At 62.0% G+C, this 13,806-nt stretch carries 12 protein-coding genes; 7 read left to right on the top strand and 5 right to left on the bottom strand.

Going from position 1 to position 13,806, the window contains the following annotated elements:
* The first annotated feature begins 70 nt into the window (after positions 1–70).
* Both NVB75_RS23425 and cueR read left to right on the top strand, forming a co-directional pair.
* A complete protein-coding gene (locus tag NVB75_RS23425) occupies positions 71–2,272 on the top strand; it encodes a cation-translocating P-type ATPase (RefSeq protein ID WP_258343553.1) in 2,202 nt (733 codons plus the stop codon).
* Entirely contained in the window at positions 2,269–2,670 is a 402-nt protein-coding gene (gene cueR / locus NVB75_RS23420) for a Cu(I)-responsive transcriptional regulator (RefSeq protein ID WP_258343551.1), read from the top strand. The genes NVB75_RS23425 and cueR overlap by 4 nt, the downstream gene beginning before the upstream one ends.
* Before the next feature lie 145 nt (positions 2,671–2,815).
* Here the strand turns inward: cueR and NVB75_RS23415 are convergent, their stop codons facing one another.
* Positions 2,816–3,715 (bottom strand): PA4780 family RIO1-like protein kinase, encoded by a 900-nt coding sequence (locus NVB75_RS23415; protein ID WP_017478460.1) that lies wholly within the window; start codon positions 3,713–3,715, stop codon positions 2,816–2,818.
* Positions 3,716–3,981: 266 nt separating this feature from the next.
* Positions 3,982–5,259, bottom strand: coding sequence for an acetyl-CoA C-acetyltransferase (locus NVB75_RS23410; protein WP_076017946.1), 1,278 nt, complete (start codon positions 5,257–5,259; stop codon positions 3,982–3,984).
* Positions 5,260–5,373: 114 nt separating this feature from the next.
* On the opposite strand from NVB75_RS23410, the gene NVB75_RS23405 reads away from it, so the two are divergent.
* From NVB75_RS23405 to NVB75_RS23390, 4 genes are all read left to right on the top strand, one after another.
* Positions 5,374–6,726, top strand: a complete 1,353-nt coding sequence (locus NVB75_RS23405; RefSeq protein ID WP_258343549.1) for a 3-oxoacyl-ACP reductase — start codon at positions 5,374–5,376, stop codon at positions 6,724–6,726.
* Between the two features lie 2 nt (positions 6,727–6,728).
* On the top strand, positions 6,729–7,577 hold the full coding sequence (locus NVB75_RS23400; protein ID WP_258343548.1) for a MaoC/PaaZ C-terminal domain-containing protein: 849 nt from the start codon (positions 6,729–6,731) through the stop codon (positions 7,575–7,577).
* A gap of 292 nt (positions 7,578–7,869) precedes the next feature.
* Positions 7,870–9,612 carry a collagen-like triple helix repeat-containing protein gene (locus tag NVB75_RS23395; RefSeq protein WP_258343547.1) on the top strand — a complete coding sequence of 581 codons (1,743 nt, stop codon included), beginning with the start codon at positions 7,870–7,872 and terminating at the stop codon, positions 9,610–9,612.
* Positions 9,613–9,786: 174 nt separating this feature from the next.
* The gene (locus tag NVB75_RS23390) at positions 9,787–11,472 is read left to right on the top strand and encodes a ShlB/FhaC/HecB family hemolysin secretion/activation protein (protein WP_258343546.1); all 1,686 of its coding nucleotides are present in this window, start codon (positions 9,787–9,789) and stop codon (positions 11,470–11,472) included.
* Between the two features lie 156 nt (positions 11,473–11,628).
* On the opposite strand, the gene NVB75_RS23385 is transcribed toward NVB75_RS23390, so the two are convergent.
* The 3 genes from NVB75_RS23385 to NVB75_RS23375 all read right to left on the bottom strand — a co-directional run bounded on the left by NVB75_RS23385 (position 11,629) and on the right by NVB75_RS23375 (position 12,536).
* Positions 11,629–12,036, bottom strand: a complete 408-nt coding sequence (locus tag NVB75_RS23385; protein WP_167664888.1) for a response regulator — start codon at positions 12,034–12,036, stop codon at positions 11,629–11,631.
* A gap of 67 nt (positions 12,037–12,103) precedes the next feature.
* Positions 12,104–12,298: a Flp family type IVb pilin gene (locus tag NVB75_RS23380; RefSeq protein WP_258343545.1), complete on the bottom strand. Its 195-nt coding sequence runs from the start codon at positions 12,296–12,298 to the stop codon at positions 12,104–12,106.
* 46 nt (positions 12,299–12,344) lie between these two features.
* A complete protein-coding gene (locus NVB75_RS23375) occupies positions 12,345–12,536 on the bottom strand; it encodes a Flp family type IVb pilin (protein WP_258343544.1) in 192 nt (63 codons plus the stop codon).
* A 314-nt stretch (positions 12,537–12,850) separates the two neighbouring features.
* Here NVB75_RS23375 and cpaB point away from each other — a divergent pair, with 314 nt between their 5' ends.
* A complete protein-coding gene (gene cpaB, locus NVB75_RS23370; protein ID WP_258343543.1) occupies positions 12,851–13,798 on the top strand; it encodes a Flp pilus assembly protein CpaB in 948 nt (315 codons plus the stop codon).
* Positions 13,799–13,806 lie beyond the last annotated feature (8 nt).

Raw genomic sequence — 13,806 nt, 5'->3', positions numbered from 1 at the left:
TAAAAAGCGCCTTGACCTTCCCCGCAGGTCAAGGTTGATCCTATGGGCAATCTCTCCTGGAGTACTGCCCATGAACGGATCCACCACCTTCGACCTGCCGATCAGCGGCATGACCTGCGCCAGCTGCGCCGGGCGGGTTGAACGGGCACTGGGCAAAGTGCCCGGGGTGCAAAGCGTCAGCGTCAACCTGGCCAACGAACGCGCCCACATCGAAGTGCTCGGCCAAATGGACCCCAGCGTCCTGATCGCCGCCGTCGACAAGGCCGGCTACACCGCCAGCCTGCCCCAAAGCGAAACCGCCACCCAGGCCAGCCAGAAACAACGCCTGAGCCATGAGCGTTGGTCGCTGCTGCTGGCGATCCTGCTCGCCGCGCCGTTGGTGCTGCCGATGCTGGTGCAACCGTTCGGGCTGCACTGGATGCTTCCGGCCTGGGTTCAATTTGCCCTGGCCACCCCGGTGCAGTTCATTTTCGGCGCACGCTTCTATATCGCCGCCTGGAAAGCCGTACGCGCCGGAGCCGGCAATATGGACCTGTTGGTAGCCATCGGCACCAGCGCCGGTTACGGCCTGAGTATCTATGAATGGCTCACGGCATCCGCCGGCACGATGCCCCATCTGTATTTCGAAGCTTCGGCCGTGGTGATCGCCCTGGTGCTGCTGGGCAAATACCTGGAAAGCCGCGCCAAGCGCCAGACCGCCAGTGCCATCCGCGCCCTGGAAGCCTTGCGTCCGGAGCGGGCGATCCAGGTGATCGACGGCCGCGAGCAGGACGTTGCCATCACCGCCCTCAAGCTGAATGACCTGGTGCTGGTCAAACCCGGCGAGCGCTTCCCGGTGGACGGCGAAGTGGTTGAAGGCCAAAGCCATGCCGACGAGGCGCTGATCAGCGGTGAAAGCCTGCCGGTGCCGAAGCAGCCGGGCGATGCAGTCACCGGCGGCGCCATCAACGGCGAAGGCCGGCTGCTGGTGCGCACCCTGGCCCTTGGCGCAGAGAGCGTACTGGCAAGGATTATCCGCCTGGTGGAAGACGCCCAGGCCGCCAAGGCTCCGATCCAGAAGCTGGTGGATAAAGTCAGCCAGGTGTTCGTGCCGGTGGTGCTGGTGCTGGCCTTGGCCACGCTGATCGGCTGGTGGCTGTATGGCGCACCGTTGGAAGTTGCGCTGATCAATGCCGTGACCGTGTTGGTGATCGCTTGCCCTTGCGCCCTTGGCCTCGCCACACCCACCGCCATCATGGCCGGCACCGGCGTCGCCGCCCGCCACGGCATCCTGATCAAGGACGCCGAAGCCCTGGAGCGAGCCCATGAAGTCAGCGCCGTGGTATTCGACAAGACCGGCACCCTGACCTCCGGCGCACCGAAAATTGCGCACTTGGCCGCCGTCGATGGCAACGAAGCGGCCCTGCTGCAACAGGCCGGCGCGCTGCAACGCGGCAGTGAACATCCGCTGGCCAAGGCGGTGCTGGACGCCTGTGCCGAAAAGGGCCTGAACGTGGCCGATGTCAGCGCCAGCCAGTCCCTCACCGGGCGCGGTATCGCAGGCACTCTCGAGGGTCGGCAACTGGCGCTGGGCAACCGTCGCCTGCTGGAGGAAACGGGCTTGAGCACCGGTGATCTCGCCGACTCGGCCAGCGCCTGGGAGGCGGAAGGCCGCACCTTGTCCTGGCTGATCGAGCAAGGCCCGCAGCCCCGCGTGCTGGGTTTGTTCGCCTTCGGTGACACGCTTAAACCGGGCGCCCTGCAAGCGATACAGGCACTCAAGGCGCGGCACATCAGCAGCCACCTGCTGACCGGCGACAACCGTGGCAGCGCCCGCGTGGTCGCCGAAGCCTTGGGCATCGACGACGTGCACGCCGAGGTGTTGCCTGCGGACAAGGCGGCTACCGTCGCCGAGCTGAAGAAGACCGGCGTGGTCGCGATGGTCGGCGACGGCATCAACGACGCACCGGCCCTGGCCGCGGCCGACATCGGCATCGCCATGGGTGGCGGCACCGACGTGGCCATGCACGCCGCCGGGATCACCCTGATGCGCGGCGACCCACGGCTGGTGCCCGCCGCGCTGGAAATCAGCCGCAAGACCTATGCGAAAATTCGACAGAATCTGTTCTGGGCCTTTGTGTATAACTTGATCGGCATTCCGCTGGCCGCGTTCGGCCTGCTCAACCCGGTAATGGCCGGCGCGGCCATGGCGCTGTCCAGCGTCAGCGTGGTGAGTAATGCGCTGCTGTTGAAAACCTGGAAACCCAAGGATCTGGAGGACGAACGTCCATGAACATCGGCCAAGCAGCACGCCAAAGTGGCCTGAGCGCCAAGATGATTCGTTACTACGAGTCCATCGGCTTGTTGAAAGCCGCCCATCGCACCGACAGCGGCTACCGCATTTATAGCGCCGATGATTTGCACACCCTGGCGTTTATCAAGCGTTCGCGGGATCTGGGGTTTTCCCTTGAGGAGGTTGGCAAGTTGCTGACCCTCTGGCAGGACCGGGACCGTGCGAGTGCCGACGTCAAGGCACTGGCCCGCCAGCATATCGATGAGCTGAACCAGAAGATCCGCGAGTTGGGGCAGTTGCGCGATACGTTGCAGGACCTGGTAGAACACTGCCAGGGCGATCATCGGCCGGATTGCCCGATTCTCAAGGAATTGGCGTCGGGCAGTTGTTGCACCTGAGCAAGTTTAACCAGACATGCACGGAACCTAATGTGGGAGCGGGCTTGCTCGCGAATGCGGAGTGTCAGTCAATACATCAGTTGACTGAACCAGCGCTTTCGCGAGCAAGCCCGCTCCCACATTTGGATATCCACTCGCCGTTGGATCACTGCATCCAGGGCGGCGGTGGAGGCTCTTCCGATGCCTTGCTCGGTGGCGCATCGTCTGCCGCACGGATCGCCTGGCGACGCTCTTCATCGAGCCGCGCCGCTTCGATCTCGCGGATAACACCGCCCACGTCAGCCAACTCTTCCGGCTCGTCGAACTCGCCGGTCAAGACGCTGGCCGGGTGCAGAGTGCCGGCTTCGTACAGCGCCCACATCTCCTTGGCGTACTTGGTCTTCTTCAACTCCGGGGCAAAGCGCCCGAAGTAGGAAGCCATGTTGCCCACATCCCGTTCCAGCATGGTAAACGCGTGGTTGTTGCCCGCCGCATCCACCGCCTGGGGCAGGTCGATGATCACCGGGCCCGTCGGCGTCAGCAGCACGTTGAACTCGGAAAGGTCACCGTGCACCAGGCCGGTACACAACATCAGCACGATCTGGGTAATCAGGAAGGCGTGGTATTCGCGGGCCTGGTCCGGCTCCAGCGTCACGTCGTTCAGACGTGGCGCCGCGTCGCCGTATTCATCGGCCACCAGCTCCATCAGCAGCACGCCTTCAAGGAAGTCGTACGGCTTGGGCACGCGAACGCCCGCACCGGCCAGACGAAACAGCGCTGCTACTTCGGCGTTCTGCCAGGCGTCTTCGGTTTCTTTCTTGCCGAACTTGGAGCCCTTGGCCATGGCCCGGGCCTGGCGGCTGTTGCGGACCTTGCGGCCTTCCTGGTATTCGGACGCCTGACGAAAACTTCGTTTATTCGCCTCCTTGTAGACCTTGGCGCAACGTAACTCGTTGCCGCAGCGCACCACGTAAACAGCTGCTTCTTTACCACTCATGAGTGGGCGCAGCACCTCGTCGACCAGACCGTCCTCGATCAGGGGTTCAATGCGTTTAGGAGTCTTCATCAGCTTTTATTGTGGGTCCTTTATTACCAAACACGCGTATGGCACTCGTTATACGGCAATCCTCTCGCCTCGGGGAGAGGGTACCGACCTTTGACCGCTTAAGAATGCATCCAATATGCCAGATTAATCTGCAATCCCCTGTAGGAGCGAGCGTGCTCGCGAAAAACCCGAGGACGCCGCGTCGATTCAGGATGCCCGCGTCATCGTTAACGACCTTCGCGAGCAAGCTCGCGCCTACAGGGGTTGTTGTTCATCCATAGTGTAATTCAGCGCTCAATAATCGCGGTGACGCCCTGGCCCCCGGCGGCGCAGATCGAGATCAGGCCCCGGCCCTTGCCGGCTGCGTCCAACAACTTGGCCAGGTTGGCGACGATCCGCCCGCCAGTGGCGGCAAACGGATGACCGGCGGCCAATGAGCTGCCTTTGACGTTCAAGCGGCTGCGGTCGATGGAGCCCAGCGGTGCGTCCAGCCCCAGGCGGGTCTTGCAGTATTCCGGATCTTCCCAGGCCTTCAGCGTGCACAACACTTGGGCAGCGAAGGCTTCATGGATCTCGTAGTAATCGAAGTCCTGCAGCGTCAGGCCATTCCTGGCCAGCAAGCGCGGTACGGCATACACCGGCGCCATCAGCAGGCCTTCGGCGCCGTTGACGAAATCCACCGCCGCCGCTTCGCCATCACGCAGGTAGGCAAGAATCGGCAAGCCGCGCTCCTTGGCCCAGGCTTCACTGCCCAGCAGCACCAACGAGGCGCCGTCGGTCAGCGGCGTCGAATTGCCAGCGGTGAGGGTGCCCTTTTCGCTGCGCTCGAAGGCCGGCTTGAGGCTGGCGAGCTTTTCCAGGGTCAGGTCGGGGCGCAGGTTGTTGTCGCGGGTCAGGCCGAGAAAGGGCGTGAGCAGATCGTTGTGCCAGCCCTCGGCGTAGGACGCGGCCATTTTCTGGTGGCTTTCCAATGCCAGTTGATCCTGCTCGGCGCGGGGGATCTGCCAGGTCTGCGCCATCAATTCGCAATGCTGGCCCATGGACAACCCGGTGCGCGGTTCGCCGTTGCGCGGCAGTTCCGGCTTGAGGTGATGGGGACGAAGTTGTAACAGGACTTTTAATTTATCCGCCATGGATTTGCTGCGATTGGCTTGCAGCAGGATTTTGCGCAGTCCCTCATTCACCCCAATCGGCGCGTCGGACGTAGTGTCAACGCCGCCAGCAATCCCGCACTCGATCTGCCCCAGAGCAATCTTGTTCGCCACCAGCAACGCGGCTTCCAGCCCTGTGCCACAGGCCTGCTGGATATCGTAGGCCGGCGTCTGCGGCGACAGGCGCGAGCCCAGCACACACTCGCGGGTCAGGTTGAAGTCCCGGGAATGCTTGAGCACCGCCCCGGCGGCCACCTCGCCAATGCGCAGGCCGTGCAGGTTGTAGCGTTCGATCAGGCCTTCCAGGGCGGCGGTCAGCATCGCCTGGTTGCTCGCCGTGGCGTAAGGGCCGTTGGAGCGGGCGAAGGGGATGCGGTTACCGCCAATGATCGCTACACGGCGCAATTGAGTCATGGAAAGCTCCCTTGAGGTTATGGGGTGAATCTCTGAGCCTAGCCTAGGCTCAATCGAACGACTTTCACCTATTGATGGTCCACCGTTTGAACCCCAGCACTCGGAGAGCGTTCCATGTCTGACCGTTATATCGACTTCGCCAACTCCAGCCTCGGCCATCGCCTGGTCGCCGCCATTGGCCTGCCGTCACCGGTGCGCCTGGAACGCTGGCAGGCCGGACGCCTGCGCCCGGTGGAGGGTGCACTGCTGATCGGCGGCGGCCCGTTGGCAACAAAAATCCTGCCATTCGCCAATAAGCTGACCGACGCTATCTATAGCTACGGCACCGAACCGTCGACGGCAACCACCTGGATTCCCGGCCACGGGCCCAAGCTCAAGGCCGTGGTGTTCGACGCCAGCCAGTTGCAGCACACCGATCAACTCAAGCAGTTGCGGGAATTCTTTCAGCCGTTGATGAAGAACCTCGACCACAGCGCGCACCTGGTGATCCTTGGCCGCGCCCCGGAAAGCCTCAACGACCCATTTGCCGCCAGCGCCCAGCGCGCCCTTGAAGGCTTCAGCCGCTCGTTGGCGAAAGAGCTGCGCAGCGGCGGCGTCCTGCAGTTGCTGTACGTGGGCGACGGCGCCGAAGACCAGCTGGAAGGTGCGTTGCGGTTCTTCCTATCACCCAAAAGCGCGTATATCTCAGGCCAAGTGATTCGTTTGAATGCCTGCCCGACCCAGGTCGAGGATTGGACCCGACCACTGGCCGGGCGCAAGGCATTGGTGACCGGTGCGGCCCGCGGCATTGGCGCCTCGATTGCCGAAACCCTGGCCCGTGACGGTGCCGAGGTGATTGTGCTGGACGTGCCCCAAGCCAAGGCCGACCTCGATGCCCTGGCCGCGCGCCTGGGTGCCCGCAGCATCGCCCTGGATATCTGCGCCGAAGACGCCGCCACGCAGTTGATCGAGCACCTGCCGGACGGCCTCGACATCGTGGTGCACAACGCCGGCATCACCCGCGATAAAACCCTGGCCAACATGACCCCGGAATACTGGGACGCAGTATTGGCAGTCAACCTCAACGCGCCGCAAGTGCTGACCAAGGCGCTGCTGGACAACGGCACCCTGCACGACAACGGCCGCGTGGTGCTGCTGGCGTCCATCAGCGGTATCGCCGGTAATCGCGGGCAGACCAACTACGCCGCGAGCAAGGCCGGGCTGATCGGCCTGGCACAGGCGTGGGCGCCGTTGCTGGGGGAACGCGGGATCAGCATCAATGCCGTGGCCCCAGGCTTCATCGAAACTCAGATGACCGCACATATTCCCTTCGCCTTGCGCGAGGCCGGGCGGCGTATGAGTTCGCTGGGCCAGGGCGGGCTGCCCCAGGACGTCGCCGAAGCGGTGGCCTGGCTCGGTCAACCGGGCTCGGGCGCAGTCAGCGGGCAAGCGTTGCGGGTGTGTGGGCAAAGTCTATTGGGAGCGTAAGCATGCAGTGGCACACATTAGGCAGCACCCCGTTTCTGCCGCCGCTGTATTGGCGTGCGGCGCTCAAGCGCAAGATCACCGGCACCACGCTGCCCGAGCAAGGGTTGCGCTGCCGGGTCAGCGTTAACCCCAAGGATGCGGACGCTTATCGCAAGGTCTGCGGGTTTGCCCAGAGCCCGGTGCTGCCGGCCACTTATCCCCATATCCTGGCGTTCGGCCTGCAGATGCAATTGCTCGCCGACAAGGCGTTTCCATTCCCGCTGCTGGGGTTGATCCACCTGAGCAACCGGATCCGCATCCTGCGCCCATTGGGTGGTGTGAGCGACCTGACGGTTGGTGTCTACGCGCAGAATTTGCAACCCCATGCCAAGGGCGCGACCTTCGATATCGTGACCACAGTCGAGGACTCATTGGGGCTGCTGTGGGAAGCCGAAAGCCGAATGCTCTGTCGCGGCGTGAAACTCGATGGCGCTGCGGCGGACAACACCCTGCAAGCGCCCACCAACGTGAGCGAGCTGACCCGCTGGAAAGCCCCTGCCGACATCGGGCGCCGTTACGCCCGGGTGTCCGGCGACTACAACCCGATTCACTTGAGCGCCCTCACTGCCAAGTTATTTGGCTTCCCTCAGGCCATCGCCCATGGGTTGTGGAACAAGGCACGCGCACTGGCCGCGCTGAGCGAGCATTTGCCTGCGGCCAATATCGAAATAGACGTCGAGTTTAAAAAACCGGTGCGTTTGCCCAGCGAGGTAACTTTATTGACAAGTGCTGCGGGCTCAAGTGGTGAGTTTCAACTAAAGGGTGCTGGGGATATTGAACACATGGCCGGGCGTTGGCGGCCAATCTCCTGATAAATTGTATATATACATCCTAAGTTATAGCGGGCTATCGATAGCCCGCTATCTTTATTAACCCTATGATTTTAAACACTTCGCAACTCCTACATCCTCCCCCACTACACCCTTGGTATTAGTCGCTAAGCAGACTAACTCTATCTGTATATAAATCGTTAATACCAAGTTGAGCGTTGCGAGATAACGCACCCGGGTCTGTTATAGCCACAACGGACGAATGTATCGCTGCCCCTAGAAACAGCGAACTTCGATAACAGCAAAGGCTGTACCTGGTGCAAGGAAATCAATCATGAAAACTCAAGTCGTGTTGTGGAAAGCAAGTACCGCGCTGGCCCTGGTTCTGGCAGTAAGCCTCGGAGGCTGCAGCAGCGGTGGTGGTGGTCATCACAGCAGCGTCGCCGCGTCCTCTCCGGATGCCGGCGCCGGATCAGGTGGTGGCACTGGCGGTGGTACAGATGGCGGCACTGGCGGCGGTACCGGCGGAGGCACTGATGGCGGTACTGGAGGTGGTACCGGCGGCGGTACTGATGGCGGTACTGGAGGTGGTACCGGCGGCGGCACAGGTGGTGGCACTGGCGGCGGCACAGGTGGTGGCACTGGCGGCGGTACAGGCGGTGGCACAGGTGGCGGCACTGGCGGAGGTACCGGCGGTGGCACAGGTGGCGGCACTGGCGGCGGTACAGGCGGTGGCACAGGTGGCGGTACCGGCGGCGGTACAGGTTCGACCACTCCGCTGGTCACCGGCCAGGTAGTTGGCGCTGTCGGCGGTGTCGTCGGCAACGTCGGCACTGCAGTGGGCGACCTGGGTTCAACCCTCACCACTGTCCCCATTGTCGGCACCACTGCTGGCGGGCTCGTCACCGCGACAGGCACTGCCGTCAACAGCATCGGCACCGGCCTGACCGACGGCCTGGGCACACTGGGTACCAATAGCAATGCCTTGGGCACCACTGTTGCCGGTGTCGCCAACGGCGTGGCCGACCTGGGCACCGGCGTTTCCAACACCGGCAAATCCCTGGGCACTACGTTGGGCGGCATTCCCGTGGTCGGTGGCTTGACCGGCGGCGTAGGCGGTGCGGCTGGTGGCCTGGTCGATAACGTCGGCCAAACCGTGACCATGCTCGGCGACACCTTGAGCACGGCCAGCACCACCGGACCACTGGGCGGTTTGACCAATACGCTCGGCAAAAGCGTACTGGTGCCCGTCGTCTCTCTGGTGGAAAACACCACAGGTAACCTGGGCAACAAGACAGGCCTGGGCAACCCGGTGGGTGGTTTGATCGATAAAGTGGGCGCCACTGTCACCGGCCTGGGTGGCCAGGTGGCCAGCGCCGGCGGTGCGGGCAACCCTGTCGGGACACTCGTCGGTGGCGTGTTGACTGGCGTCGGCACCACCGTTGATAAGTCGAGTGGCTACGTCAATCCGGCAACCACGACTCCGCAATCGGGTCTGCCTGAACTGGTCGGTGGCCTTGTCGCCAACGTCGGCAACGGCCTGAATATCGGCAACACCAATGGCACTGTCAGTGCTGCGGGCGTAACCGGTGGTGCCGTGGGCAACACCGTCGCGTCCGTCGGCACGCTGATTGGCGGCAACGGCGTAGCCAACACCGGCGCCACGGCTCCGGTCGCGGGTCTGGCGACCACTGTCGGCGCCGCACTGAACCCAGTGACGACGAGCGTTGCCGGGCTGACCCAAAACATCGGCACCACCACCGGTGTCGGTGCACCGGTGAACGGCCTGGTGACCCAAGTCGGCGGCGCAGTCAGCGGCCTGGGCACCAACCTGACGGCAGCCAATGCCAACCCGATCACCAACGCCGTAGGCGGTACGCTGAATGCAGTCGGTAACACGGTCGGCTCGGTGGGAGGCTTGGTCACCGGCGGCACCAGCGGTAGCGGTGGTGGTCTGCTCGGCGGCTTGAACGTAGGTGCCAGCGCTTCTGCAGGAGGCACCGCAGGGGGCACTGCAAACACCAACACCGGTGGTGGCCTGGGCGGCTTGCTCGGCGGGCTGACCGGCAAAAAATAGAATTGCACCTGGCCATTAGACGGCCTCCCCTCCAGCGCCTACGCTTGGTTGAGACGAGAGATTCCAATGAGTCTCTCGTCTTTTTTATTGGCCAGTGAAGGCCCTCCCGGACCGCGCCCCAGAGCCCGGCGGGGACCCGCGAAACGCTGCTGCAGTTTGACCATGGAGTGTCCTATGCGCGCCTTGACGCCTTTGTTTCTACTCACCCTGATTGCTGCCAGTGTCCACGCCGAGACCCTGCCCAGCTTCCTCAACAGCAACGACACCATTCGCAACCTGCCGGTGCCCAATCTACCCGCCGACGCCTATCGTCCGGTCACGCCGCAGACCCAGCTGCCCGAGCCGGCCGCTACCCAGAATAAGCCGCTGTTGATGGACACCAAAGTGACCATCCGCAAGCTGCAAATCGATGGCGGCACGATCTACCCACTCAAGGATGTGGCCCAGGTTTTCGAGCCGCTGATTGGCCACGAAACGACCCTCGCCCACCTGATCGAAGCCACCCGCGGCATCACCCGCCGCTATCAGCAGGACGGCTATCTGCTGTCCTACGCCTACCTGCCTGATCAGCGCTTCGAAAACGGCCTGGTGCACGTGGTACTGGTGGAAGGCTACATCAAGGATTACAACGTGCAGGGCGACATCGGCTCAGTCTCGGCCTACGTCGACAAACTGGCGGCCAAGCTGCTGGGTGAACGCCCGCTGACCCGCAAGACCTTCGAGCGCTACACCACGCTGATGGGGCGTATTCCGGGTGTGACGCTGCAGGCGCAAGTACCGCCGCCGGGTACTACCGATGGCGGCACGCACATGCAGATCCAGGCCTCGCGCAAACCCTTCACCAGCAGCATGAGCATGACCGACGACAGCCGTGGTGGCCTGCAAGCCCTGATCACCGGCACCAGCAACTCCCAGACCTCCATGGGTGAGCAACTGAGCCTCAGCGGCCTGTTCCCGCCTGGCGAAGACAAGGAGCACTACTACCGCCTGGGCTACAGCCAGTTCGTCAACGCCGAGGGCACCCAACTGGTGGTGAACGCCGAACGCTACCGCGCCGACCCGCGCAGCAACGTGCAACTGGACGGCGGTTTTGAACTCAAGCCACATCAGGAAATCGACCGCTACTCCGTTGGCCTGAGCCATCCACTGATCGCCTCTCCCACCGAGTCGCTGACCCTGGGCACGCGGCTCTATGCCGTAGACCAAACCACGCGTTATCAACTGGTGGGTTTCCCCCTACGCTTCGACCTGGAAACCAACCTGCGCGCCCTGGCTTTTGAGGGCGACTGGCGCAAGTCCGACACGCGCCAACTGCGCATCCTCAGCGCCGGCCTGTACCAGGGCATCGACGGCCTGGGCGCCAAGACCCGCAGCGACTTCGAAGGCATAAAACCGGACATCGACTTCTTCCGCCTGCGCCTCTCGGGCGTACAGAGCGACAAGTTCTTCGACAACTGGCAAGGCGTCGCCTCGGCGGCTGTTTACTGGAGCAACGACACCCTGCCCGACAGCGAACGCGCGACGTTCGGCGGGCAGAATTTCGGGCGGGGCTACCCCGACGACCAGGGCTCGGGCGACAAGGGTTGGGGCGTGGCGTATGAGGTCAACTACAGCTTCAACCGCAGCGGCGAATGGGTAAAAATCCTGCAGCCGTATGTGGTGCTCGACAAGGCCAAGACCTGGTTCAACGAGCTGCCGGTCAAGGCCAACAACATGTCTTCGGCGGCGGTGGGCCTGCGTTTCGGGGACAACAAGTACTACAACATTGCGCTGGAAGCGGCCAAGCCAATGTCGGACATTGCCCTGGACAGTTTTAATCGGCGCCCACGGTATACGCTGAGTTTCAGCTACCAACTCTGACCCCTATTTACTGTAGGAGCGAGCTTGCTCGCGAAGAGCGTCCAGACAACGCGGGGAACCAGACTGCCCGCGTTATCGTTGACGTTTTTCGCGAGCAAGCCCGCTCCCACAAAAGCCCGCACCCACACACAAGCCCGCTCCCACACAAGCGCGTTCCTACATCAATCTGATCTTGGGGATGGGGAAAAGGTTGTTGAGGGTGTCGATCAAGCGCACCAGATAGATCGGCTTACGGAACAGGTCCAGTACCTGCAAACGCAGCATATCGCTGACATCATCCATCTCGGCATGGCCGGACATGACGATCACCGGCAGGTGCTGGCGAGCGGTGTGTTCGCGCAGGCGCTTGATCAAGGAAATACCACTCTCCTCGGGCATGCGCAGGTCGGTGATTACGAGGGCGATATCGGGGTGCAGGGTCAGCTCTTGCAAAGCGAAGGTGACCGAGGTGGCGGTGAAACAGACAAAACCCTCGTTCTCCAGCGATTCCGCCAGTTCAATGAGGGCGTCCTCTTCGTCATCCACCAAAAGGATTTGTTGCCGGGGAGACAAAGAGGAGTTCATGGGGAAATGCCTGAAATTAAGGATTCACTCAGTGTAGCCCTTGGAACATTTGCCGCTGACAGTCTGCTCAGGTGGAGGTGATGCTCGCGGAGAGCACGTTAAACAACGCCTTGGCGCGCTCGCTGATCGGGCTCATGAAGATCCCGATCACCGCCGCACACATGGCCGCCACTATGGCGTATTCAATCCCTGATGCACCTTCCCTTGCAGAAACGAACGACTGCATTTTCACGACAATGTTCAGGACGCTATTGGCAAACATTCAAGGTCTCCCGGGAAGGGCAATCGTTCTACAGGGGACGCTCGAATCAAGTACCAATACCATTCTTGATGCTGGTAAAGATGGACGTGACCTTCGTGCTGATCGGCGACATGAAAATCCCGATCACTGCCGCGCACATCGCCGCGACAATCGCATATTCAATACCGGAGGCTCCCTCTTTTCCGTAGGACAAAATCTGAATTTTGACAAAAACTCGGCGAATGGCATCAAGGAACATAGTGACTTCTCCTTTGCGCTCAAGGCGCTGGTGTAGCAGTGCTGCAACATGATTCCGGTGTGCCACTAGAGCATTGTCAACAAACGCCATACCAACAACTGTAAGAACGGATTAATCACAAAGTATTAGCCATCTCCTGACGCCAGAAATCCGCCTGTTTTACCTGATATCGGAGATATTTTCCGGCGCAGTAATGGCATTTTGTCCTAGTTGAACTACCTTCAAATAGCGAAATAGTTGAGATTAAAAGCGACCTGTTTGCGTAGGAACTCGAAGGAAGTAGCAGTGGGTGCAGCGGGATAGGGAGAGCCATCATGAACAGTCGCATCAGCTTGATCCTGGCCGGGTTGCTATTAGTAGGTGCGCTCATTGCTGGCTATTGGGGCCTGGTGCTGAGCCGTCCCGCGCCTGTCGCACCCACCGTGGCCCAACCACCCTCGACCGTCGTGCAAACCATGGCTGCCGCTGAAGACCAGACGCGCCAGACGGTGGTCGTTCTGGCCCACGATGTACCCGCCTTTGTCGCACTCACAGACGCCGATCTGGTGCTGGAAAAACTGCGCACGCCTCCCGCCGGCAGCCTGACCTCATTCGATCAGGCCGTGGGCAGAAAACCGTGGCGGCCACTCACGGCCGGCACCTGGTTGACCGAGGAAAGCTTCAACTCAGGCAGCAACCTGTCGCGGATGATTCGTCCTGACGAGCGCGCACTCGCGGTGGCCGTGGATGAAGTGAGCGGTGCCGGCGGTCAACTGAGCCCAGGGGATTATGTCGACGTCCTGCTGTTTCTGCGCCAGGAATCCAGCAACCCGCAACCGTCAGCCCAAGTCGTCATACCCGCATTGCGCCTGCTGGGCATCGGTGACCAACTGGGGCTGACCAACGACGGCAAGCCCGGCTCGCCACCGCCGGCCAATGACGAAGAAAAGCTCAGGCAGCAACAGAGTCGCGCCAGCGCACGCATCGTGACCCTGGCGGTGCCGGAGCAACTGCTGAGTCGGCTGATGCTCGCCGCACAATCCGGCGTGCTGCGCCTGGCGGTACGCAGTGCCGACGAGCAACTGCTGAGCCATTACTGGAGCGGAGAACGTGATTCCGCGGCGAACCTCGACAACGCCAAGCGCGATCTCTATCAGTTCAATCAACTGGCGTTAAGTACTGCCCCCATCAACGGCTTCAACCCATCGGCAGGGAGTGGCGCGATACGGCGCTCGGGGGTCGAAGTCATACGCGGCAATCAGGTTACTCAACAAACGCCCTGACAGAGCTA

This window comes from Pseudomonas sp. CBS, assembly GCF_024734645.1.
Taxonomy (GTDB): domain Bacteria; phylum Pseudomonadota; class Gammaproteobacteria; order Pseudomonadales; family Pseudomonadaceae; genus Aquipseudomonas.
The sequence above is the reverse complement of the archived record's forward strand: the minus strand, read 5'-3'. Positions and strand labels throughout refer to the sequence as shown.